This is a genomic window from Gemmatimonadota bacterium (assembly GCA_016713785.1).
Lineage (GTDB): Bacteria > Gemmatimonadota > Gemmatimonadetes > Gemmatimonadales > GWC2-71-9 > JADJOM01.
Window position 1 is genome coordinate 1565527 of record JADJOM010000003.1, and the last position, 23111, is coordinate 1588637.

At 72.4% G+C, this 23111-nt stretch carries 26 protein-coding genes; 3 read left to right on the forward strand and 23 right to left on the reverse strand.

What is annotated here, in order from left to right; all coding sequences use genetic code 11:
• The first annotated feature begins 3 nt into the window (after window positions 1–3).
• The 3 genes from IPJ95_15150 to IPJ95_15160 all read left to right on the forward strand — a co-directional run bounded on the left by IPJ95_15150 (window position 4) and on the right by IPJ95_15160 (window position 2858).
• Window positions 4–858 carry an OmpA family protein gene (locus IPJ95_15150; protein MBK7924938.1) on the forward strand — a complete coding sequence of 285 codons (855 nt, stop codon included), beginning with the start codon at window positions 4–6 and terminating at the stop codon, window positions 856–858.
• Complete coding sequence (locus tag IPJ95_15155; GenBank protein MBK7924939.1) at window positions 855–2042, forward strand: response regulator; 1188 nt, start codon at window positions 855–857, stop codon at window positions 2040–2042. Before IPJ95_15150 ends, IPJ95_15155 begins: the two co-directional genes overlap by 4 nt.
• A 69-nt stretch (window positions 2043–2111) precedes the next feature.
• Window positions 2112–2858, forward strand: a complete 747-nt coding sequence (locus IPJ95_15160; GenBank protein ID MBK7924940.1) for a HAMP domain-containing histidine kinase — start codon at window positions 2112–2114, stop codon at window positions 2856–2858.
• A 26-nt stretch (window positions 2859–2884) separates the two neighbouring features.
• On the opposite strand, the gene IPJ95_15165 is transcribed toward IPJ95_15160, so the two are convergent.
• The 23 genes from IPJ95_15165 to IPJ95_15275 all read right to left on the reverse strand — a co-directional run bounded on the left by IPJ95_15165 (window position 2885) and on the right by IPJ95_15275 (window position 23107).
• Window positions 2885–3127, reverse strand: a complete 243-nt coding sequence (locus IPJ95_15165) for a carbon storage regulator (GenBank protein MBK7924941.1) — start codon at window positions 3125–3127, stop codon at window positions 2885–2887.
• Between the two features lie 29 nt (window positions 3128–3156).
• Entirely contained in the window at window positions 3157–4527 is a 1371-nt protein-coding gene (flgK, locus tag IPJ95_15170; protein MBK7924942.1) for a flagellar hook-associated protein FlgK, read from the reverse strand.
• A 2-nt stretch (window positions 4528–4529) separates the two neighbouring features.
• Window positions 4530–5066: a hypothetical protein gene (locus IPJ95_15175; GenBank protein ID MBK7924943.1), complete on the reverse strand. Its 537-nt coding sequence runs from the start codon at window positions 5064–5066 to the stop codon at window positions 4530–4532.
• Complete coding sequence (locus tag IPJ95_15180; protein ID MBK7924944.1) at window positions 5063–5380, reverse strand: rod-binding protein; 318 nt, start codon at window positions 5378–5380, stop codon at window positions 5063–5065. Before IPJ95_15180 ends, IPJ95_15175 begins: the two co-directional genes overlap by 4 nt.
• A complete protein-coding gene (locus IPJ95_15185) occupies window positions 5377–6471 on the reverse strand; it encodes a flagellar basal body P-ring protein FlgI (GenBank protein MBK7924945.1) in 1095 nt (364 codons plus the stop codon). Before IPJ95_15185 ends, IPJ95_15180 begins: the two co-directional genes overlap by 4 nt.
• Entirely contained in the window at window positions 6468–7118 is a 651-nt protein-coding gene (locus IPJ95_15190; protein MBK7924946.1) for a flagellar basal body L-ring protein FlgH, read from the reverse strand. The genes IPJ95_15185 and IPJ95_15190 overlap by 4 nt, the downstream gene beginning before the upstream one ends.
• Window positions 7115–7786: a flagellar basal body P-ring formation protein FlgA gene (gene flgA / locus IPJ95_15195; protein ID MBK7924947.1), complete on the reverse strand. Its 672-nt coding sequence runs from the start codon at window positions 7784–7786 to the stop codon at window positions 7115–7117. The genes IPJ95_15190 and flgA overlap by 4 nt, the downstream gene beginning before the upstream one ends.
• Before the next feature lie 43 nt (window positions 7787–7829).
• Window positions 7830–8624, reverse strand: coding sequence for a flagellar basal-body rod protein FlgG (gene flgG, locus IPJ95_15200; GenBank protein ID MBK7924948.1), 795 nt, complete (start codon window positions 8622–8624; stop codon window positions 7830–7832).
• 90 nt (window positions 8625–8714) lie between these two features.
• Window positions 8715–9419: a flagellar hook basal-body protein gene (locus IPJ95_15205; protein ID MBK7924949.1), complete on the reverse strand. Its 705-nt coding sequence runs from the start codon at window positions 9417–9419 to the stop codon at window positions 8715–8717.
• Window positions 9420–9491: 72 nt separating this feature from the next.
• A complete protein-coding gene (locus IPJ95_15210) occupies window positions 9492–10067 on the reverse strand; it encodes a hypothetical protein (protein ID MBK7924950.1) in 576 nt (191 codons plus the stop codon).
• Window positions 10064–10858 carry a FliA/WhiG family RNA polymerase sigma factor gene (locus IPJ95_15215; protein ID MBK7924951.1) on the reverse strand — a complete coding sequence of 265 codons (795 nt, stop codon included), beginning with the start codon at window positions 10856–10858 and terminating at the stop codon, window positions 10064–10066. Before IPJ95_15215 ends, IPJ95_15210 begins: the two co-directional genes overlap by 4 nt.
• 5 nt (window positions 10859–10863) lie before the next feature.
• Entirely contained in the window at window positions 10864–11691 is an 828-nt protein-coding gene (locus tag IPJ95_15220) for an AAA family ATPase (GenBank protein MBK7924952.1), read from the reverse strand.
• Entirely contained in the window at window positions 11688–12566 is an 879-nt protein-coding gene (locus IPJ95_15225; protein MBK7924953.1) for a hypothetical protein, read from the reverse strand. The genes IPJ95_15220 and IPJ95_15225 overlap by 4 nt, the downstream gene beginning before the upstream one ends.
• Window positions 12556–14616, reverse strand: a complete 2061-nt coding sequence (flhA, locus tag IPJ95_15230) for a flagellar biosynthesis protein FlhA (GenBank protein MBK7924954.1) — start codon at window positions 14614–14616, stop codon at window positions 12556–12558. The genes IPJ95_15225 and flhA overlap by 11 nt, the downstream gene beginning before the upstream one ends.
• Window positions 14617–14723: 107 nt before the next feature.
• Entirely contained in the window at window positions 14724–15812 is a 1089-nt protein-coding gene (gene flhB, locus IPJ95_15235) for a flagellar biosynthesis protein FlhB (GenBank protein MBK7924955.1), read from the reverse strand.
• 3 nt (window positions 15813–15815) lie between these two features.
• Window positions 15816–16619 (reverse strand): flagellar biosynthetic protein FliR, encoded by an 804-nt coding sequence (locus IPJ95_15240; protein MBK7924956.1) that lies wholly within the window; start codon window positions 16617–16619, stop codon window positions 15816–15818.
• Window positions 16616–16885 carry a flagellar biosynthesis protein FliQ gene (fliQ, locus tag IPJ95_15245; GenBank protein ID MBK7924957.1) on the reverse strand — a complete coding sequence of 90 codons (270 nt, stop codon included), beginning with the start codon at window positions 16883–16885 and terminating at the stop codon, window positions 16616–16618. The genes IPJ95_15240 and fliQ overlap by 4 nt, the downstream gene beginning before the upstream one ends.
• A gap of 3 nt (window positions 16886–16888) precedes the next feature.
• Window positions 16889–17761: a flagellar type III secretion system pore protein FliP gene (gene fliP / locus IPJ95_15250; GenBank protein MBK7924958.1), complete on the reverse strand. Its 873-nt coding sequence runs from the start codon at window positions 17759–17761 to the stop codon at window positions 16889–16891.
• 221 nt (window positions 17762–17982) lie between these two features.
• Entirely contained in the window at window positions 17983–18372 is a 390-nt protein-coding gene (gene fliN, locus IPJ95_15255) for a flagellar motor switch protein FliN (GenBank protein MBK7924959.1), read from the reverse strand.
• Between the two features lie 2 nt (window positions 18373–18374).
• On the reverse strand, window positions 18375–19382 hold the full coding sequence (locus IPJ95_15260) for a flagellar motor switch protein FliM (GenBank protein ID MBK7924960.1): 1008 nt from the start codon (window positions 19380–19382) through the stop codon (window positions 18375–18377).
• Window positions 19383–19389: 7 nt separating this feature from the next.
• A complete protein-coding gene (locus IPJ95_15265; protein MBK7924961.1) occupies window positions 19390–19974 on the reverse strand; it encodes a flagellar basal body-associated FliL family protein in 585 nt (194 codons plus the stop codon).
• A gap of 297 nt (window positions 19975–20271) precedes the next feature.
• Window positions 20272–22362 (reverse strand): flagellar hook-basal body complex protein, encoded by a 2091-nt coding sequence (locus IPJ95_15270; GenBank protein ID MBK7924962.1) that lies wholly within the window; start codon window positions 22360–22362, stop codon window positions 20272–20274.
• 7 nt (window positions 22363–22369) lie between these two features.
• Window positions 22370–23107, reverse strand: coding sequence for a T9SS type A sorting domain-containing protein (locus IPJ95_15275; GenBank protein MBK7924963.1), 738 nt, complete (start codon window positions 23105–23107; stop codon window positions 22370–22372).
• Window positions 23108–23111: the final 4 nt, after the last annotated feature.

Genomic DNA, 23111 nt, shown 5'->3' on the forward strand with positions numbered 1-23111 from the left:
CCCGTGAACAAGGCGCGCGAGCAGCCGATCATCATCATCAAGAAGAAGGGCCACGGGCACGGCCACCACGGCGGCGCCTGGAAGGTGGCCTTCGCCGACTTCATGACGGCCATGTTCGCCATGTTCCTGGTGCTGTGGCTGGTGAACCAGTCCAGCGACGTCAAGTCGGCCATCGCCGGCTACTTCCAGGATCCGCTGGGCCGCGCCGACGAGTTCGGCAGCTCCATCATGCCCGGCGAAGGCGCCCAGACCCAGAGTCCCCGCCCCATGACCGCCCAGCAGGTGATCGACCTGCGGCGGGACCGGCTGCGCTACGTGGCCGAGCAGATCAAGCAGGAGATCCGCGAAACCCCGGCGCTGGCCGAGATCGCCGACCACGTCGAGGTCGAGATCACCGAGGAAGGGCTCCGGATCCAGCTGCTGGAGGACTCCACCGGGGTGTTCTTCGAGTCCGGCAGCGCGGCCCCGAAGGCGGCCGGCGCGGCGCTGCTCGAGCTGCTCGGCAAGAAGCTGGGGGGCATGCCGAACGCCGTGGTCATCGAGGGGCACACCGACGCCCGGCCCTACCACCGCGCCGACGGGTACAGCAACTGGGAGCTCAGCGTGGACCGGGCCAACGCCGCCCGGCGGATCATGCTGGCCGGCGGGCTCAACGACGCCCAGCTCCAGCAGGTGCGCGGCTGGGCCGATCGCCGCCTGCGCGACCCGGAGCACCCCCAGGCCGACAGCAATCGCCGGGTGACGGTCACGATGCTGCTGCCGCCGGTCACCGCCGCCGATACCCTCGGCTTCCCGACCGACACCCTGGCGGCCGGCTACGCGCCGGACTCCACCGGCGGGGCGGCGTACGCGCCATGACCAGCCTCGTCAGCACGATCCTCCTGGTCGATGATGATCCGACCACCCTCGCCCACTTCAAGGCGGTGCTGGAGCACGAGCCCGCCCTGCGGGTGGCCACCGCCATCAACGGGCGGGACGGGCTGGCGCGGGCCCGGGAGATCCTCCCCGACCTGATCATCTCCGACTACATGATGCCGGAGATGGACGGGTTCGAGTTCTGCCAGCGGGTCAAGCAGGAGCCGGCGCTGGAGGGGTGCCTGTTCGTGGTGCTCTCGGGCTTCACGGACACCAGCCTCAAGGTGCGGGGCCTCAATCTCGGCGTGGACGACTACCTCACCAAGCCGATCGAGATCCCCGAGCTGATCGCGCGGGTGCGGGCCAGCCTGCGGATCAAGCGGCTGCAGGACGAGCTCCGCAACGGCAAGTCGGAGCTGGAGCGGCTGCACGGCGAGCTCGGCGACAGCTTCGACGGCCTGCTGCACCTGCTGATCCACCTGGTGGACCTGGGCCTCCCCGGCGCCGCCGACCGGGGCCGGCGCCTCACCGCCCTCGCCCGCCAGGTGGGCGAGCGGTTCGAGGTGCCGGTGGAGCTGCTGGCCGACCTGGAACTCGCCGCCCAGCTGCACGAGGTGGGCAAGGTGGTGGACGCCGCCCATCACGCGCTGGGCGCCCCGGCGCAGCCCGACTGGCACTACGCCGTCGTGACCGGCTCGCTGCTGGAGCAGGTGGCCCGGCTGCGCGGGGCGTCGGAGCTGATCGGCGGCATGTTCGAGAACTGGGATGGCACCGGGATGCCCAATCGCTTCGTGTCGGGGCAGATCCCGCTCCGCGCCCGGATCCTCCGCATCGCCACCGACTTCTACCGCCTGGTCGACGGCGACGGCCGCCGGGGCGGCCTGGCCCCGGATGCCGCGATCGAGGTGCTCAAGGAGCACAGCGGGACCTGGTACGACCCGCTCGCGGTGGTGCACCTCGAGTCGATCGTGCTGGACCGGCCCCGCAGCGAGTGGCGCACCAGCCGGATGCAGGTGGGCGTGGACCAGCTGCACGAGGGCATGGTGCTCGCAGCGGACCTCTCGACCAGCTCGGGGGTCAAGCTGCTCGCGAAGGGGGCCACGGTCACCGCCAGCATGCTCGACGTGATCCAGCGGCGCCACCTGGCCGACCCGATCATCGACGGGGTCTGGATCGCGCGGCGCTGAGGCACGGCGGGCGCTTGTCGGGCCCGGGGGGACCGCATTAACCTTCCATCCCCCCGGGAGAACACAGCCGTGACCGTCACCGCCCAGCCGAGCCTCTCGGCGCAGGTGTCGTCTCCGCAGTTCGAAGAACTCCTCATCCGTGCCGACCGCGCCCAGGTCATTGCCTCCCTTGCCCGGGGCATGGCCCACGACCTGCGCGGCCCGCTCCAGACCCTCACCCTCCTCGTTGACCCCAACGCCGACCTGCTCGGCGGGCCCGAGGGGGCGCGGCTGCGGCAGGCCGTGAGCGAATCGGTGCAGCACCTCGCCGACACCATCGGCTGCTTCAGCCAGGTGTACGCGCCGCTGGAGACCGATCCCGCACCGGTGATCGTGGAAGACCTGCTGGCCTACGTGGTGGACCTGCAGCGCTACCAGCGCAGCCTGCCCGCGGTGGAGACCCAGCTGGAGCTCCCCGGCGGGCTGCCGCCCGTGCGGGGGCACGAGGCCCAGCTGCGCCATATCCTGCTCGGGCTCATCTCCAACGCCAAGCGGGCCATGGCGGAGCTGCCCCAGCCGGCGCTCCGGCTGCTGGCCGCGACGGAAGGCGGGATGGTGCGGATCGTGGTGGAAGACATCGGGCCGGGGCTCCCGGCCGCCGTGGCGGCCGATCCCTTCCGGCCGTTCGTGCACGGCCGCGAGGGCCACCTGGGGCTCGGCCTGGCGGTGGCGCGCTGCCTGGCCGCGCGGCATGGCGGCAGCCTCGAGCTGGCGACCGCCCCCACGGGCGGCACCCGGGCCATGCTCCGGCTCCCGACCTGGCGCCGCGGGGGCTAGGGCCCCCCGCGGGCGCGGTCGCGCCCTCAGGGCTCGGGGACCGGCTTTCTCAAGGGGAGCTGTTCCAGCCACTCGGTCCCGGTGGAGCGGGCGTTGGCCCGCCGGTTCTCCTCGGCCACCCGGGAGACCAGTTCCTCGCGCTGGATGTTGATGGAGGTCGGCGCCTCGATCCCGATGCGCGCGCCGCGCCGGTCGCTCGACAGCACGACGATGCGGATCCCTCCGTCGATGATGATCGCCTCTCCCTGGCGACGATTCAGTATCAGCACGGCGCCGTCCCGCCTCCTTCCCGCACCCGTCAGCCCACCATGCCGATGACGGACTGCATCATTTCGTCCGCCACCGTCACCATCCGGGCGGCGGCCGCGAACGCGTTCTGCTGCGCGATCAGGTTGGTCAGTTCTTCGTCCACCGAGACCCCGCTGACGCTCTTGCGGAGCCCGTCCACGTGGTTCACCACCGCCTCCTGCGCGGTGGCCTTGTCGGTCGCGTCGCGCAGCTGCACGCCGAGCCGCGACACCAGCTTCTGGTAGGCCGTCCCCACCGGCTGCCCGCCGAAGCTCGCCGCCCCGGCCGTGCGGAGCCCCGCGAGCGCCAGCGCCACGCTGTTGTCGCCCACGCCGCCGCTCGCGCCCGCCGCGATGTTGTCGGTCGAGGTGGTCAGGGCCACGCTCAGCTGGAAGCTGGCGGCGGTCAGCCCGGTCGGATTGAAGAAGTCGATGCCGGTGGCGCCGGCCAGGTTCTTCCCGCCGCGGTGCAGCGCGTTCACCTCGGTGACCAGCCCCCGGGCCAGCGCATCGAGCTGGGCCCGAATGTCGGGCAGGGTGGTGCCGGACAGCTCCGCCAGGGCGCCCAGCTCGCCGCTCTGCACGTTGATGGTGCCGATCCCGCCCTTCACGCCCACGCCGTAGCGGCCGTTCCCCAGATCGCGCACCTCGAACGCGGTGAACTGCCCCGCGTCCACCAGCAGCGCGTCGCCGGCGGCCACGCCGACGGTGCCGTCGGTGCGCGACAGCACCCGCACGCCGACGATCGAGGAGAGCCGGTCGATCAGCCGGTCGCGCTGGTCCTTGACGTCGGGCGCCTCGCGCTGGCCGGCCGACACCGAGCGGATGCGGGTGTTGAGGTCCGCGATCTCCCGCATGATCTCGTTGACCTCGTCGACCCGCGACTCCATCTGCGCGATCACGCTGGCCTGCGCCTCCGAGAGCCGGCTGTCCGCCTGCTGGAACCGGCGGGCGATGTCGGCGCCGGCCTGGCGCACCAGCTCGCGCGGCGCCTGGCCGGTCGGGTCGTTGGCGAGGTCGCCGAAGGCGCTCCAGAAGCCGTCCAGCGCCGCCGCCAGCCCGGTGTCGGACGGCTCGCCGAAGATCCCTTCGATGCCGCCGAGGAGGTCGCGCTGGGTGGCGAAGCGGGAGAAGTCGCCGTTCTCCTTGCGGTAGGAGACGTCGAGGAACTGGTCCCGGATCCGGTCGATCCCCTCGGCCACCACGCCGCGGCCCAGCTGCCCGATCGGGGTGACCAGCGGGTCGGCGGCCCCGAGCCGCAGCCGCTGCCGGGTGTAGCCGTCGGTGCTGGCGTTGGCGATGTTGTGCCCGGTGGTGTCGATCGCCTTCTGCTGGGTGAGCAGCGCCGACCGGGCAATGGAGAGCAGGCTCGTGAGGCTCATCGTCAGGCCATCCGGTTGAGGATGACGCCGCTGCGCGCGGGCGGGTCGCCCGCCGGCTCATGGCGCTGGTAGCCCGGCGCGGGGTCACCGGCCATCGAGAACAGCTTCTGCAGGAACGTGTCGCCGGCCTCGAGGGCCCGGCGGAGGATGTGCTGGTTGATGGCCACGTCCTGGGCGGTGAGCAGCGCCACCCGCTTGACCAGCGCCCGCGCCTCCGCCACCTCGGCCGGCAGCGACCCGCCCAGCATCGTCTCCAGCCGGTCCATCGGGACCGCCTCCCCGCCGGTGATCAGCGAGGTCAGCGCGGCCCGGCGGCGCTTGGCCTCGTCGAGCGTGAGCAGGGTGCGCCCCATGGCGTGGACGCTGGCCTCCACCAGTTCCGGATCATCGGCCGCCACGCCGGCGCGCTGCCGGAGCAGCGCCTGGCGCAGCTCCTCGATGACATGCGCCTCGTACAGCAGCGCCTCCGCGAGGTCGGCGGTGCGCTCCGCGAGCGAGGGCTCTGCGGCGATCGATTCCTGGACTCCGTGGACGATCATGGGACTCCCGTCGCCGGACCTGGGTCCGGCAGCCTGCGGCTCAACTGCCGGTAGAGCGCTTCGCCGACCCCGCCCCGGGCCCGCTCGCCATAGACCTCCGCGAGCCGCTGGTCCAGCACCCCGGTGAACAGCTCCTGCCCCGGGTCCTGGGACAGGATCCCCTCGTGCGGCACCGTCTCCCGCATGGCCTTGAACAGCTCGTTGACGAACACCGCCTCGAGGTCGTGCGCCGCCCTGCGGAGCCGCGCGTGCTCCCCGGTCAGGCCAGCTTCCGCCGGGCGGCCCCCCCCCGCGCCCCCGACCGGCGCGGTCACCGGACCACCACCTCGGCGCCGATCGCGCCGACGTCGTGCAGGGCCCGGAACATCGCCGCGATCTCGTCCGCCTTGGCGCCCGCGGCGTGGAGGCCAGCCGCTACCTCCTGCACCGTGGCGCCGTCACCCACCGCCAGCAGCCCCTCGGGCGGTGCCGACCGGCCCGAGTCCGCCGGCGCCGCCGCCACCACCGTCGGCCCGCCGATCCGCAGCGTGAGGCCCCGGTGACTCACGGTCGCCGCGGCCACCCGCACGTTCCCGCCGGCGACGACGGTCCCGCTCCGGGCGTCGATCACGATCCGGTCTTCGGGGACCATTCGGACCGGGAGCGTGTCCACGGCGGCGAGGAAGCCGATGAGATTATCGGCCCCCCGGGTACCGGGGTTGAGGGTGATCGAGCCGGGATCATCCACCCGGGCGGCGGCGCTGTCGCCCAGCCCCTGGTTGATGGCCTGCGCCACGCGCTGCGCGGTGGCGAGGCCCGGCTGGCGCAACAGGAGCTTCGGGGTCAGCGCCACGATGGTGGCCGGGTCCACCTCGAGCACGCCCCCTTCGGGGATCCTGCCCGAATTGCCCCGGCGGCCGGCGTAGCGGACCTCCTGGTCGGCGAGGAGCAAGGGGCCCTGCGCGGTGGCCACGGGCGCCTGGCTGACGTCCCCGACCAGCGGCGTCATCCACAGCACCCCGCCCCGGAGGCTGGTCGCGTCCCCGATGGAGCTCACCTCCACGGGGAACCGGCCGCCCGCCCGCAGGTACGGCGACATCTCGGCCGTCACCACGACGGCAGCGACGTTGCGGGGCCGCAGCCGCTCGGCCGGCACCTCGAGCCCGAAGCGGCGCAGCGCATTGGCGATCGACCGCACCGTCTGGGTACCGCCGTTGGCGGTGCCGAAGGAGCGGTCCCCGGTGCCCTCGAGGCCGATCACCAGCCCGTAGCCGATCACCCGGCGCGGGATGCTCCCGGCCGGGGTGACGAGGTCGCCCACCCGCTGGGTGGCCTGGGCGCCGAGCGGTCCACCCAGGAGCGCCAGCGCCGCAAGGATGCGCAGCGCCTGCGCCGCCACGAGGTCCAGCCGTCGCGGCGCGCTCATGGCCAGAAGATGGAAAGGATGCTGCCAAGGATCCCCTTGGCCGGGCCGATCTTCTTGCCCTTGTAGCTGATCACCGACTCGGCGATGCGCGAGGAGGGGACCGTGTTCTGGGAGGAGACGTCCTCCGGCCGGACCACGCCCTCGACCTGGATCACCTGGTTGCGGCCATCCACGCCCACGGTCTTCTCGCCCTTGAGGTGGGCGATGCCCGACGGCTCGATGGAGACCACCCGCACGCTGATCACGGCGGTGAGGTCACCCTGGCGGCCGGCGTCGGCGGTGTTGCGGCTGTTGTTGTTGACCCCGCTCTGGAAGCCCTTCTGCGGCCCGATGGCGAGGTCGGTCCCGACGTTCAGGTTGAGCCCCATCTCCTGCTTGCGGTTGCTCACCGCGTTCTGGCTCTGCCGTTCGCTGGCGTTGACGGTCTCGTCCACCACGATGGTGACGATGTCGCCCACCATCAGCGGCCGCTTGTCGCTGAACCAGCCGGCGCGGGCGGCGACCGGGGCGGCCTGCACCGCCGGCGCGCCGGCCGGCGCGGGCTGGGCGGTGCTCGGCGCGGCCGGGGCGGCCTGCGCCCCCAGGCCCGCCGCGCCGCCGAGGAGCGCCAGCGGCAGGACCGCGGCGCGGAGGAACGAACGACTCATGGCATCCTCGCTTCGCCGGGCGCGACGACGGTGCCGATGAGCACCCCCGTCCGCCGGCCGGTGCGCACGCGGACGGTCTCACCGACCACGGCGTCATTGAGTGCGGTGCCCTCGAGGGCCACCGACACGTTGCCTTCACTCCAGTGCACCCGGACCGGCTGCCCCGCGGCGATGACCGGCGGCGGCGCCACCCGGGGCGGCACCAGCGCCTCCCCCGCCGCCACCGCCCGGCGGACCAGCCAGCCGGCGGCCGGTCGCGGCGCGAGATCGGCCAGGGGCGGTCCCCATTGCACGTGCGGCTCGGCGCGGAGGTCTCCCTCGACCAGGGTCATCCCCGGGCGGAGCGCGCGGGCCGCGACCAGGCGCGGCACCGTGACGCCCACCCGGAGCCGCACCGCCACGGGCGGCCGGCCCCGCGGCTCGAAGGTCACGGCATACCAGCCGCCGTCGCCGTTGCCGAGCAGGCGGAAGCCGCTCGCATCGGGGAGGTCGCCGAGCGCGCCGCTGCCCCAGCTCAGCACCAGGCCGGTGGTATCCACCGCCCACGAGCGCGCCACCGCCTCGGCCACCCGCGCCGCGAGGCGGGGGGAGAGCGCGCCGCTCACCGCGGTGAGGCGGGCGGCCTGCTGCCCCGCGAGCGGGGTGAAGAGGGCGAGGAAGGGCGTCATGAGCGTCAGCAGCCGGACCGGCCACCGGGCCGGTCCGCGGTCCCTATCGGATGAGCTCATTGGTCACCGTCTGGATCATCTCCTCGGCGGTCTTGATGGCCTTGGAGTTGACCTCGTAGGCGCGCTGGGCCGCGATCATGTCCACCATCTCCTGGACGATCTCGACGTTCGACGCCTCCAGCGATCCCTGCACCACCGCGCCGAAGCCATCCTCCATCGGCACGCCCGTCATCGGATCGCCGGAGGCGGCGGTGGCCTGGTAGTTGTTCCCGCCGAGGGAGAGCAGCCCGCTGGGATTGGCGAAGCGGGCCAGCTCGAGCTGCCCCAGGTCCACGGTCTCGCCGGTGTTGCCGAGGACGGCGCTGACCTGGCCGGTGGTCGAGACGGTGATCTGGACCGCCTCGGGGGGCACGGTGATCTCGGGCTGGATCATGAAGCCGGCGTGGGTCACCAGGGCGCCGGTGTCGGCGGCGCGGGTGAAGGTGCCGTCGCGGGTGTAGGCGGTGCTGCCGTTGGGCATCTGGAGCTGGAAGAACCCCTCGCCCTCGAGGGCGAAGTCGAACGGGTTGTTGGTCACCTCGAAGGAGCCCTGGGTGTGCACCCGCTGCACGTCGGCCAGCCGGACGCCGCGGCCGATCTGGATCGGGGCCAGGGTCTCGGTGCCCTCGTAGCGGACCAGCTGCGCCCCCTGCAGGGTCTCGTAGAGCATGTCCTCGAAGTTGGTGCGGCTGCGCTTGAACGAGGTGGTGTTCACGTTCGCGAGGTTGTTCGCGATCGCGTCGATGCGGGTCTGCTGGGCGCGCATGCCCGAGGCGGAGGCGCGGAGTCCGGGGTTCATCGTCTGCTCCCTGTCGGCCGCGCGCACCGGGGTGCGCGCGTTCCTGGTTGTGCACGTCGCCGTGCGTCCGTGCCTGCGGGTGCGCCGGCGCTAGCCGACCTTGCCCACCTCGTTGACCACGTTGGCCAGCACGCCGTCGAGGGCCTTGAGGCTGTCGACGTTGGCGGCGTAGGCCCGCTGGATCGTGACCAGGTCCACCACGCCGCGCAGGGTGTCCTGGTTGCTTTCCTCCACCTCGCCCTGGCGCACCAGGGTGGTGGTGGTGTCCACCGGGACGGTGGGCTGGCTCGCGAGGTAGCGCCCCGCCCCGTCCTTGCTGAGACTCGCGGCGTTCTCGACGTTCTCCACCCGCAGGCGGTCGAGCCGCACGCCGTCCACCACCACGTCGCCATCGGCCTGCACCTCGAGGGTGGCGTGCCGGAGCGGGATCGCGATGGGGCCGTTCTCGCCCAGCAGCAGGTTGCCGTGCCGGTCGCTCAGGCGGTTGGCCCCGTCGAGGGCCAGTGAGCCGCCCCGGGTGAGCCGCTCGCCCCCCTGCTCCAGCCGGACCACGAAGAAGCCGGGCCCGTCCAAGGCCAGGTCGAGCGGCCGCCCCGTCTGCTGCATGGCGCCCTGCGAGAGGTCGGTCCGGGTCACTGGCACCGGGAAGGTCGCGTCGCCGATCAGCCGCGCCGACATCACGTCCGCCTTGAACGCCTCGGTCTCGCTGTTGGCGAGGTTGTTCGCCGTCAGCGCCTGCATCCTGGTGTAGAAGCTCAGGGTCTGAGCGGTGCTGCGGAGCGCGTTGAGGCCCATCGGTGCATCCTCCTGGTTCCCGCCGAGGAGGGGCAATCGCCATGCCCCGATAGACCCGCCCGGCGGAGATTGCTAAGCCAATGCCTTGTAAGGGTTTCGCCCGGAGGCCAGGGGCGTGGCCCGGGGCTTCGCAGGGAGCACAGGCTGCCGGGACCGGAAACTCTTTCCCGTCGGGGCGGCAGGGCTGGGCGCGGGCCGGCCGATGGCCACCCGGACCGCGTCCTGGGAGAGCTGGAACCGGCGCGCCACTTCGGGCACCCGCTCCCCGCCGTGGGCGGCCTCGCGCAGCCGGCGGCTGAGCATCGAGATGGCCGGCGCGGCGGCGGCGCGGCGCGCGACGGCGCCGCGCGCGGGGGGACGACCCGCGCGGCGGCGGGGCGCCTCGGCCCGGTGCCGCACCAGCAGCAGCACCAGCAGGGTGAGCGTGAGGCCGGCGGCCGCCACGAGCAGCAGGTCGGCGACGGGGCCCGTGAGGTCGATCGTGCCCAGCCAGCCGCCGGCGAAGGCCGCCACGGTGGCGAGGGCGGCCCCGACGACGGGCGCGGCCCGCCGCGCCAGGGCGAGTCCCTCCGGGGCGTACGGCGCGAGCGACAGCAGCACGAAGATGGCGAGGAAGCCGGCCACCAGGCGGCGCATCATGGGGGTCATGCCACGTCCTCCGACGGGGACATCCGCTGCCGCAGCCGCTTGAGCGCCTGGGTGCGGATCTGCGAGACGCGGGACTCGGTCACGTGCAGCACCTCGGCGATCTGCCGGAGGTTGAGTTCCTCGTAGTAGTACAGCGCCAGCACCGTCCGCTCCTTGGGCGGGAGCATGGCGATGGCCTGCTTGAGGGTCGCCACGGTCTCCTGCTCACCGAGGGCCTCGCCGGGCAGGCGCACCGACTGGTCGGGCAGGGTCTCCTCGAGGGAGGCCGCCTCGGCGTGGTCGAGCGTGACGCTGCCGTCGAGCGAGACCAGCACCGCGCCGTCGACCTCCTCGCGCCAGCGCCAGTAGGTCTCCATGTCGAGCGAGAGGGCGCCGGCCACCTCGGTCGGCTCGGGCGAGCGGCCCAGCCGGCTCTCGAGGCTCGCCACCACGGCGGCCATCTGGCGGCCCTTGGCCCGCACCGACCGGGGCACCCAGTCGCGGCTGCGCAGCTCATCGAGGATGGCGCCCCGGATGCGCCGCATGGCGTAGGTGCTGAAGGCCAGGCCGCGGGAGAGGTCGAAGCTCTCCAGGGCCTGCACCAGGCCGAGGGTGCCGGCGCTCACCAGGTCGTCGACCTCGACGACATCGGAGACCCGCGCCGCCACCTGCCGCGCCACGTGGTGCACCAGGCCGAGGTACCGGTCGAGCAGCTGGGTGCGGGCCTCGGGATCGCCGGTGGACCGGTAGCGCTGCCACAGGGCGTCGGCGATGGGCTGCGGCGCCTGGGTCGTGCTCTCATTCCGCTTCATGGTTTTCATCCCGCTACCCTCGCCGGCGACGGCACCTCGAGTCGATCGAGCGCCGTGGTCAGCACGTCATGGTTGGGGCCCGGGGGCAGTCCCTGGACCAGGTGTCCGGGCACGCGTACTGCCCGCCGGATGTCGTCATCCTCCCACAGCGCCCCGAGGTACCGGAGGCGGCGATGGAGGAACCGCTCGGTGGCCGTGGCCAGCCGTTCGAACGTCTCGTACCCCTCGTGCGGGTCCATCACCCGGTTCACGAGGATGTCCACGCCCATGTCCGCCACCTGCAGGCCGACGATCTTGATCGTGGCGTAGGCGTCGGTCAGCGCCGCGGGCTCCGGCGCGGCCAGCACGATGCAGCGGGTGGCCCGCATCGTCGCGACCCGCACCACGCTCTCGAGGCCGGGCCCGGCATCGATGATCACGGCGTCGAAGTCGTCGTACAGCCCGCTGAGGCGGTGGTGCAGCCGGGCCCGGTCCACCGCCGACATCGCGTACAGGCTCTCGGCCCCGCTGTCGGCCGGGAGGAGCATCAGCTGCTCGGTCACCGGCACCAGCAGGTCCCGGGGGCTGATCGCGTCCTGCAGCAGGTGCTCCAGCCGGTGGCTGCGCTGCACGCCGAGGAGCACGTGCAGGTTGCCGAGGTTCTGGCTGCCGTCGACCAGCAGCACCCGCCGGCCGTCCTGCGCCAGGCGCTGGGCCAGCAGCACGCTGACCACCGACTTCCCCACCCCGCCCTTCCCGCTGCCGACGACGATCGCGGGCGGGCCGGTCGGTTCCGCCGGTTCGGGCCGGCGGGCCGCCATCATGGCGCGCAGCAGCGCGGCCTGGTCGGTCATGCGACCACCTCCGACGCCTGCGCGGTGCGGACCCGGAGCGCGAGCACCGCCGCCAGCAGGCGGGGCGCGGCGGCCTTGAGGTCCCGGGGCACCTCCTGCCCGTCGGCCACCCAGCGCATGGGGAGCCGCGCCTCGGCGGCGAGGTCGAAGAGCGTCCAGTCGTCCGGCGCCTCGTCGAGCTTGCTCGGCAGCAGGTGGGTCACCCCCTGCGGGCGGTAGGCCTCGAGGGTGCGCCGCACCAGGTCGGGCTGCAGGCCGGCGGGCAGCACCAGGTGGGTCTCGTCCGGCTGGACCTGCGCCAGCCACTGCCGCACCTGCTGGCTGTCGGAGTGGTTCCGCGGGCCACGGCCCGGGGTGTCGACGAACACCAGGTCGCGGTCGCCGAGGCGACGCAGGGCGGCCGGCAGGTCGCTGGCCTCGTAGATCACCTCGAGCGGCAGCCCGGCGATGTCGGCGTAGGTGCGGATCTGCTCCACCGCCCCCACCCGGTAGGTGTCGAGGCAGAGGAACCCGATGCGCTGCCGGCCGAAGTAGTCGGGGTGGGTCGCCAGCTTGGCGACCGACGTGGTCTTGCCCACCCCGGTGGGGCCGACGAAGGCGATGGTCCGCGGGCCCGTGACCGACTCGCGGCGGCGGGCCAGGTCCGCGAGGCCCGGCGCGCTCTTGAGCAGCGGGTGGCTGCCGCCATCGGGCGCCATGCGGCGGCGTTCCCCCGCGGCGGTCTCCGCGTCCGTGGCCAGCACCTGGTAGACCGTGGCGCCGTCGGGGCCGCGCAGGGTGCGCACGGCGAGGATCTCGGCCTCGGCGCCGAGGGACCGCCGGGCGCGGACGAGCAGCCCGTCCATGGCGGGGCCGGTGAAGGACTCAAGCGGCACGGGTGAGCTCCCAGGTGGCGAGACTGTGGATCGGGGTCTGTGCCGGCAGCTCGCCCAGGGAGAGCACCGGCACGTTGGGCATCACGGGTTCGACCAGCCGCCGGATCCCCACCCGCAACGCGGGCGGGGTGATGAGCGGCCGCAGCTGGCCGTCGCGGCGGTACTCGGTCATCAGGTCGTTCAGCTGGCGCAGCGCGGTGGTGAGGTCCTCGGGCTCCATCGGCCGCTGCCCCTCGCGGGTGGGCCGCGGGCTGAACAGGCCCATGAGCGCGGTCTCCAGCCGGGGGCCGATGGTGATCCCGCTGATGGCGCCATCGCCGTCGTCGAAGAGCTGGACCAGCACCGGGGCCAGGGAGCGGCGCACCTGCTCGGTGAGCGCCTCGGGGTCCTTGGTGACCTCGGCGGCATCCGAGAGGGTCTCGAGGATGAGGGCCAGGTCGCGGATCGGCACGCCCTCACGCAGCAGCCGCTGCAGCACCCGGTGCACGGTGCCGAGGGAGAGCTTGCCGGGGATGGTGTCATCGACCAGCGCCGGGTGGGTCTCCTTGAGGCCGTCGAGCAGCTCCCGCACGCTCTGCCGCGACAGCAGCTCGGCGGCGTGGGCCTTGATGGTCTCCATCAGGTGCGTGGCGAGCACCGTCTGCGGCTCCACCACGCTGTAGCCGTTGGCCTCGGCCTCGGTGCGGCGGTCGGCGGTGATCCACACCGCGGGCAGCCCGAAGCTCGGGTCGGTGGTGCGGATCCCCTCGATCGGGGCGGCGATGCCGGTGGTGTCGAGCGCCAGCTGGTACCGGGGCAGGATCTCGCCGGTGGCCACCCGCACGCCGCGCAGCTTGATGGCGTACTCGGTGGCGGGGAGCTGGATGTTGTCCCGGATGCGGGCCGGCGGCACCATGATGCCGAGCTCCATGGCCAGCTGCTTCCGCATCAGGCCGATGCGCTGCAGCAGGTCGCCCTTCTGGGCCTCGTCCACCAGCGGCACCAGCGCGTAGCCCACCTCGACCTCGAGCGGCTCCACCTGCAGCAGGTCCTTGATGGGCGCCGGCTCCGACTTGGGCGCCTGGCCCCGCGACACCACCACCGCCTCCGGCTCCCGGGCCCGCGCGTCGCGGCCCCGCACCAGCCAGGCGATGCCGCCCAGCGCGCTGCCCAGCACGAAGAACGGCAGGAACGGGAACCCGGGCACCAGCCCGAGCCCGCCGATGATGCCGGAGGACATCCACAGCGCGTTCTGGTGCCGGGTGAGCTGGGCCGCGATGGCGGGGCCGACCGACGGGCTGTGCGAGCCGTAGGTGACGATGATGCCGGCCGCGGTGCTGACGATGAGCGCCGGGATCTGGGTGATCAGGCCGTCGCCGACGGTGAGGCTGGTGAAGGTGCCCAGCGCCTCGGTGGCCGACATCCCCTGCTGGGTGACGCCGATGATGAAGCCGCCGACCAGGTTGATCGCCACGATGATCAGGCCGGCGATCGCGTCGCCGCGGACGAACTTGGCCGCGCCGTCCATCGCGCCGTAGAAGTCGGCGTAGCGCTGGATCTCCTCGCGCCGCCGCCGCGCCTCGGTCTCGTCGATGAGCCCGGCGCCCAGGTCGGCGTCGATGCTCATCTGCCGGCCCGGCATGGCGTCCAGGGTGAAGCGGGCGGCCACCTCGGCCACGCGGCCCGCGCCCTTCGTGATCACCATGAAGTTGATCACGATCAGGATCAGGAAGATCACCAGCCCGACGACGTAGTTGCCGCCGATCACCGCGTTGCCGAACGCCGCGATGACCTCGCCGGCGTGGCCGTGGCTCAGGATGAGCCGGGTGCTGTTCACGTTGAGCCCGAGCCGGAGCAGCGTCACCAGCAGCAGCAGGCTCGGGAAGATGCTGAACTCGAGCGGGTCGGTGACCGAGAGCGTCACCAGCAGCACCAGCACCGAGATCGCGAGCGACGTGGCCAGCAGGGCGTCGAGGATGGCCGGCGGCAGCGGCACGATCAGCAGCGCCACGACCACCACCACCGCCAGCGCCAGCCAGACCTCCGCCCCGGCCGAGAGCCGGGCCAGCATGTTGGCACCCGCGCCCACCGGGGCGCGCTGCCCCCGCGCCCGCGGCGCGCCGGCGCCCACGCCCGGTCCGGTGGCCCCCACCGACCCTACCGCCGCGCTCGGCGCCGTCACTTATCCCTCCGCGCCGGCAGCGGCGCGCCCTTCTTGCGCAGCACGAAGGCGATGACCTCGGCGACCGCGATGTAGAGCGCCGGCGGGATCGGGTTGCCCACCTTGGCGTTGGCCAGCAGCGCGCGCGCCAGGGGCTTGTTCTCGATGACCGGAATGCCGGCCCGGAACGCGATCTCCTTGATCCGCTGGGCCAGCAGCCGCTCACCCATGGCGAGCACGATCGGCGCCGGGGCCACCAGCGGGTCGTACTTGAGCGCCACCGCGATGTGGGTCGGGTTGGTCACCACCACGTCGGCGGTGGCCACGTTGGCGAGCATCCGCTTGCGGGCCATGGCGCGCTGCAGCTGGCGGATGCGTCCCTTCACCGCCGGGTCGCCCTCGGTCTCGCGATGCTCCTGCACCACTTCCTGCTTGGTCATCCGCAGGCTCTTCTCGTACTGCCAGACCTGGAAGCCGTAGTCGAGCGCCGCCACCGCGAGGAACACCAGCCCCACGAACAGCGCCATGCGGAGCGCCAGCGACCGGGTGACGCCGAAGATGATCGGGACGCCCGCGCCGGTGGTGGACAGCAGCTCGGGCCAGGCCCGGCGCAGCACCAGCCACGCCACGGTACCGATGATCACGAGCTTGAGGACGGCCTTGACCAGGCTGAAGACCGCCTCGAGGCTGCACAGCCGCTTGAGGCCGGCCACCGGGTCCACGTGGGAGAACTTGGGGACCAGCGGGTCGGTGGAGATCACGCCGCGCGCCTGCAGGGCATTCACCAGCACCGTCAGGGCCAGCACGCCGGCCAGGAACGGCGCCAGCGCCAGCAGCGTGGTCCGCCCCACCTGCTCCACGATGCCGATCGCCATGCCGGGCGACATCGGCGCCGCCACGAGCCAGGTGCTCCCCTCGCGCATCAGCTGCACCGCGTGCCGCGCCAGGGCGGTGCCGCCGGCCAGCGCCAGCATGCTGGTGCCCGCGAGCAGCAGGGTGGCCGCCGAGAGCTCGGCGCTCCGGGGTACCCGGCCTTCCTTCATCGCCTCGTCCCGTCGCCGGGGCGTGGCGGCCTCTGTCTTCTCCTGGCCGTCGGCGTCGGACATGCGCTACCTCACCGGGACCGCGGTGAAGGCGCCGATGGTCCGGCCCACCTGCCCCGGCAGCCCCTCCACCCCCGCGGCCAGGAACTGGGCCAGGAACGGGAGCGCGGCGCCGAAGGCGACCAGGCCGATGGAGATCGTGACCGGGAAGGCGAGCATCATGACGTTGAGCTGCGGCACCGCCTTGCCCAGGATGGCCAGCGCGAGGTTGGCGAGCAGCAGCGCCACCATCACCGGCGCGGCGGCCCGGATGCCCACGCTGAAGACCGTGCCGGCCAGGTCCGCGATCTCGCGGCCGCCGGCCAGGGACACCAGCGCCTGGCCCGGCGGGATGGCGGCGAAGCTCGCGGCGAGGCCCTGGTACAGCGTCAGGTGACCGCCGAAGGTCAGGTAGATCGTGAGCGCGAAGTAGCCGAGCAGCTGGCCCACGCCCACCGTGGCGCCCTCGGGCAGCGAGCCCAGCGCCTGGCCCAGCGAGAGGCCCATCTGCATCGACATGACCTCGCCCGCCAGCACCACGCCGTGCATCAGGAAGGCGCCCGTGAGCCCGATGGCGAGGCCCACCAGGGTCTCGCTCGCGAGGATCACGCTCATGGCGAGCTGGTCATCGGGAAGGCGCGGCACCGGCCCCAGGGCCGGCAGCAGGATCACCGACAGCAGCACCGCGGCCGCCGCGCGGACGCTCTTCGGCATCCCCGCCATCGACCACAGCGGCGCCGCGAGGAAGAGCCCCGAGACCCGCGCGCTCACCAGCACGAAGGCGGGCATGTCCTGCACCCCGACCAGGTCGAGCAGGCCGGGGGCCGTCACCCGACCAGCCCGGGGAGCAGGTTGAAGGTCTGGGTGATGTAGCCCACCAGCTCCCGCACCATCCACGGCAGCGCCAGCAGCATCACCACGCCGACCGCGACCAGCTTGGGGATGAACGTGAGCGTCTGCTCCTGGATCTGGGTCAGCGCCTGGATCAGGCTGATGAGCACGCCCACCAGCAGGGCGGTCAGCAGCAGCGGGGCCGCCACCATGAGCCCGGTGAGCAGCGCGCGGTTGAGCAGTTCGATGGCGAGGCCGGCGGACATGGGCTAGACCTGGAAGCCGGTGACGAGGCGCTGGACCACCAGGGTCCAGCCGTCCGCGAGGACGAACAGCATGAGCTTGAAGGGGAGCGAGATCATCACCGGCGGGAGCATGAACATGCCCATGCTCATCAGCACCGAGGCCACAATGAGGTCCACCACCACAAAGGGCAGGAAGATCACGAAGCCCATCTGGAACGCGGTGCGCAGCTCGCTGGTCACGAACGCGGCGGTGACGGTCAGGATGGGGAGCGCCTCGACGCTGTCGGCCTCCTCCTGGCCGGTCAGCTCGGCGAACATCCCCAGGTCCTTGTCGCGGGTGTTGGCGATCATGAACGTCTTGAGCGGCGCGAGGGCGCGGTGGTACGCCTCGGTCTGGGGCAGCTGGCCGCTCAGGTAGGGCTGGATGGCGTCGGTGTTGGCCTGCTGGATCACCGGCTGCATCACCACGCCGGTCAGCAGCACCGACAGCGCCACCAGCAGCTGGCCCGGTGGCGCGCTCTGGGTCCCGAGCGCCGACCGCACGAAGTGCAGCACGATCAGGATCCGGGTGAAGCTGGTCATCAGCAGGAACATCGCGGGGAGCAGGGTCATCGCCCCCATGAAGACCACCACCCCGACCGCGCCCGAGAGCTGCAGCTGGTCGGCGCCCTGGCCGATGGTGAGCGTCACCTTCGGGGCCACCGGGCCGGTCACCGCCGATGCGGCCGTGGCCGGCCGCGCGGCCGCCTGGGCCCCCGCCGCCGCCGGCGCGAGCAGCAGCAGCGCCACCACCGGCAGGAAGCGGAGGAAGGCCGGCCGCGCCGGGACCGCCGCGGGACGGGCCGCCGGCTCGCCCAGCGCCAGGGCGCGGTCCTCGCCCTCCAGCTCGGTGAGCATCCGGGCGCCGTCTTCCGCGAGGGTCACCACCAGCACCCGGCTTCCCACCTGCACCAGCGCCACCGCGTGCTTGGGGCCGGTGGCCAGGCGGCGCAGCAGCCGGAAGGGCAGCCCCGCCGCGCCGTCGGCCCGGACGGCGCCGGGCACGAAGCGCTTGAGCGCCCACAGTCCGAGCGCCAGCAGCCCGACCGTGACCAGCAGCGAGGCGACCGCGGAGAGCATCAGGCCATCTCCCGGGCCACGGCGGGCTGGTCGTTCCCGGCGACGATGCGGGTGATGCGCACCCCGAAGTGCTCGCCGATCACCACGACCTCGCCCTCGGCCAGCTTGCGGTCGGAGACGAAGATGTCGATCGGCTCGCCGACCATGCGGTCGAGCTGGATCACCGAGCCGTTGCCGAGCTCGAGGACCTCTTGCACCGTCATGTGGGTGCGGCCGAACTCGATCGCCACCGGCAGCGACACGTCGAGCAGGGTCTCCAGCGAGCCGCCGCCGGGGACGGCGGCCAGGCCCGCCGGCCGCGCGGCGGCCGCCGGCGCGAGCTCGGAGAGGTCGGGCGACTTGGGGGCGGCCCCGCCGCCCATCAGCTTGTCGATCTCGTTCTGATCCATGACTACACCAGCCTTCCGCGGGAGGCCTTGGGCGCGCCCTCGAGGCGCTGGGAATGGAGGACGTTGCTGATGCGCAGGCCGACGTAGCGCCGGCTCTGTCCGAGCACGCCGAGGAAGCGGCGCTGGCCCCGGACGTGGAGCTCCACCGGGACGTCGGAGGAATGGCCGGTGTGGATCACCTGGCCCACCTCGAGCCGGCCCACGTCACGCGCCCGGAGCTGGAACATCGGGAACCGGGCCCGCACGTCGAGCCGCGCCGCGCGCAGCGCCTCCTCGATGTGGTGCCGGGCCGCCTCGCGCTCGGCGGGCGAGGTCTTGACGGTGTGGAAGTGCCGGGTGGGCTTCTCCTGCAGGAACGACTCGAGCGAGAGCAGCGGCAAACACATCGTGATCAGCCCGGAGAACGGCCCGGACCGCACCTCGATGTTGCTCACCAGCACGTTGTCCTCGCGGTTGGCGATCTGCAGCGCGTCGGGGGAGGACTCGAAGCCGGTGTAGGCCGGCTGGAAGGCGAGGTGGTCCGCCCACGCCTCCTCCACCAGGCCCCAGACCTTGTCGGCGACGCCGCGCACCACCGCCCGCTCCAGCAGGGTGAGGGGCCGCTTGATCTCCTGCGCCTCGCCCGGCCCGCCGAACAGCCGGTCGATGAGGTGGTAGGAGAAGTCGGTGCCGAGGTCGAGGACGCCCTGGCCGCCGATCTTGTCGCCCAGCTCGTAGACGTAGGCGGCGCACGGGGTGGCCAGCGAGAAGATGAACTCGGCGAAGGTGGCCTGCTCCACGCTGGAGAGCACCACGTCCACCGAGGTGCGCAGCCGCGACGAGAACAGCGCCTGCAGCGACACCGCGATCCGCTGGTAGATGCCGTTGAGCAGCGCCTGCCGGTCCTTCGCGATCCGGGGCGGGCGCAGGAAGTTGTACGGGATGACCTCGAGCGCCTGGTCGGGCATCGCCACCGGCGCGGCGCCCTTGAGCAGGCTGTCGATGTCCTTCTGGGAGAAGACGTCGGCCATCAGATGCTCACTGGATGACGAACTGGGGGAGGAACACCTTCACGGGCACCTTCGGGCCGACGATCGTCCCGGCCGCCACCGCGATCCGCGCCTTGAGCGTGTCGCGCACCCCCGGGGCCGTCAGCTGGGCCAGGGTCATGCTCTCCACCAGGCCGGTCACCTTGTCCCGCATCTCCACTTCACGATCCTGCAGGACCTTGTGCGCCTCCTCGTTGCCCACCGAGATCGCCACGCTGAGCATCAGGAAGCGGCTGCCCTGCGACCCCGCCGGGTTGACCACGATGTTGCTCAGCTCGATGAACTTCTTCTCCCCCTCGCCCCCGCCGTGCTCCCCTTCCGCGGGGGCGCCGTGCTCCCCTTCCGCCGCCGCCTCACCCCCCGCGGCGGAGTCGGCGTGGGCCGCGGCCGGCTGCTGCCGCGCGATGATCTTCGGCGCCACCACGAGGCTCGCCGCGAGGCCGCCGAGCAGTGCCCCGCCGAACGTCAGGGCCGCGATCAGCCCGGTCTTCTTGCCGCCTTCCGGCGCCGCGCCCTCGGCCGGCACCGCCGCTGCTTCCGCCATCGTCGCCTTCTCCCAGGTGGACAGGATCACCGGAACGGTGGAACCTCTGCGGTGGGGAAAGGCAACGCGCGTACCATCCCGTGGCACGGGGCCAAGTGGTTGCGCGGCAATGCCTTGGTGTTTTGGACGGTGGCGGATCGGCGCCGGGGAGGAACTTTGTGCCGAGCCCGCGGGGCGGGAGTTGCCGGGGGAGGAAACGGGTGCGGGGCGGCGCTGGTGCGCCGCCCCGCGGGGTGCCGGCCTTCGCTTCGCTGACCGCCGGACGCCGGCGACCCGCCCGCCCGGGCCCGGCCACCCCCGGACGGGGGGCGCCGGCCCGGCGCCTGCCTACCGCTTGAGGTTCACCAGTTCGGTGAGCATCTCGTCGGCGGTGGTGATCACGCGGGCGTTGGCCTGGAAGCCGCGCTGCGCGATGATCATGTTGGTGAACTCCTCCGACAGGTCCACGTTCGAGCTCTCCAGCGCGCCCGGCGTGATCGTGGACTGGTTGCTGGTCCCCGAGAAGCCGATGATCGAGCTCCCGGAGTTGGCCGACTCGCCGTACATGTTGTTGCCGGCGCGGAGCAGGCCCGTCGGGTTGTTGAACGAGGCCAGGGCGATCTGGGCGAGCGTCTGGTTGACGCCGTTGGTGAAGTAGCCCGTGATCACGCCGCGCGAGTCGACGCTGATGTCCTGCAGGTTCCCCATCGGGTAGCCGTCCTGGCTCGAGGCCACCGCGTTGGACGCGCTGGCGAACTGGGACAGGCCGTTGATGTCGCCGAGGACGCCGGAATCGAGCTGCAGGTCCACCGGGGCGGTGGCACCGCTGCCGGGATCGAACTGGAGGCTGTTCGCCCCGCCGTTGTAGGCGAAGGTCTCGAGCCGCCCGTCGGTGTCGAAGGTGACGAACCCGCTCCCGCCGCCGGTGATGGCCGCCGGCGAGGGCACGCTGGCATCCCACAGCCAGCGGTTGGGCGCCGTCGGGTCCTTGGTGAACGTCATGGTGAGGCTGATCGGGGTGCCGATCGAGTCGTACACCGTGATGGCCGCCTGGTGGGTCACGTCGCTCGCCGCCTGGCGCTCGACGTAGTTGCCCGGCCGGCTGTCGAAGACGGCGTTGAAGCTGGTGGCCCCCGCGGCCGCCGAGCGGATGTTCACGCCGGTGAGGGCGTTCACCAGGCCGCCGTCGCCGTTGATGGTCATGGCGCCGGTGGTCGGGTCGATCCCCGCCCCGGTGATGTTGGTCAGGTTGAGCGTGGTCCCGATCTGGGCCAGGAGCTGGCTGTAGGTGGTGCCCGCGGCCACGGCGAGGCTGCCCGAGGTCACGGCGGTGCCGCCCTTGTTGCCGTCGATGAGGACGGTGTCGCCCGCGCCCAGGCCGAGGCTTTGCCCGGTGCCGTTGCGCAGGTTGGTGACCAGGTCGGTCGCGACCGCGATGTGGCTGAACTGGTCGGTCGAGGACGTGGCCGCCGCGGCCAGCGTGCCGTTGGCGGAGCCCAGCGCCTTGAGCAGCGCCGGGTTGGAGCTGTCGATGTCGAGCGTGATGCCGGCGATCGCGGTGAAGTCGAGCGCGCCGGTGCTGTTGTTCTGCGCGGCCGTAAGGGTGTTGAACCCGGCGGCCCCGAAGTCGTTGTTGATCTCGCCCACGAGGTCCTTGAGCGAGTGGAAGTCGAGCGTGCCCACGCCGGTGTCCGCGTTGACGTAGGTGTACGTCCGCGCGTTGGTCCCGTCGCTGATGGTCACGGTGGTGCTGTCCGGCACCATGCCGAAGATCCCGCCGTTGGCCGCGCCGGAGGCGTAGAGGCCGCTCAGGTCGGACCCGAGGCCACCGTTGCTGCTGGCCTGCTCCACCCCGTAGACCCTGCCCTGGGTGGCCAGGATGGTGCCCAGCGGTTGCGCCCGGGCGTCCAGGTTGCCGGTCATGGTCACCGAGGTGGTGGCCCGCGCCGGCGACTTCTTGCCGAACGGCAGCGCGATGTCGGTGATCGCCGAGCCGGTGGACAGCACGCCGTCGGAGTCCGCGTTGATGCCCTGGACCTTGAAGCCGTTTGCCGGCGACACCATGCGGCCGTTCGCGTCGAGCTGGAAATTGCCCGCGCGGGTGAAGTAGTTGCGGCTGCCGTCGCTCAGCACGAACAGGCCGTCGCCCTGGATCGCCAGGTCGGTGTTCTGGCCGGTCGACTCGAGGTTGCCCTGCGCGAAGTTCTGGTCGATGCTCCCGATCTTGCTACCGAGGCCGATCTGGATCGGGTTGACGCCGCCGAGGTCGCCCGGCGGACGGGACGCGCCCTGCAGCAGCTGCGCGAAGGCCTCGGCGAACGTCACCCGTGACGACTTGTACGCCACGGTGTTCACGTTGGCAATGTTGTTGCCGATGACGTCCATGCGGGTCTGGTGGTTGCGCAGACCCGAGACGCCGGCGAAGAGCGACCGCATCATGGCTGGACTACTCCGTCGGTGAAGGGATGATGCGGGCTCTGCTCGCGGCGGCCAGCGCCGCCGCGCCCGCGGGCGCCTGCTCGACTTCCACGACATTGTCGAGCGGGAAGGTGAGTGTGCCGGACTTGAGGATCACGGTGCCCCCCTGGAAGGAGACCCCGTCCACGATGCCGGCCGTGTACGTCTGCACCGGGACGTCCGACCCGGCCAGGCTCGTCGCCGTGACCTTGTAGGTGTACGTCCCGGCGGGCAGGCTGCCGAGCGTGAGCACCTGCCGGCCCGCGGTGCGGAAGCCCATCTCCTTGCTGAGGACTTCCTTGCCGTCGGCATCGTAGACGGTGACCTTGGTCTTGCCGCCGCCGGTGCCGACGTCGATCGTCGCGGTGGCCTTGCCATCGCTCCCCACCGCGAGCGTCTCCCCGGCCGCCAGCACCTGCCGGCCGATGAACGACGCCCCCAGGTCCGCCTTGAGGGCCAGGGTGGTCAGCGCGGTGGTGTCGGTCTGCCCCGCGAGGATGTCCTCGATGTTCTGCATCCGCTCCAGGCTGGTGAACTGCGCCAGCTGGCTGGCAAACTCCTCGGGCTTCGAGGGGTTGATCGGGTCCTGGTACCGCAACTGGGTGATGAGCAGCTTCAGGAACTCGCTCTTGCCCAGCTCCGCGCTGCCGGTCCCCGTGCGGGTCCCGGTGTCCGAGGTGGTCGTGGGCCCGGCCGTGAAGCGCGCGCCCGTGATGGCCTGCAGCATGTGC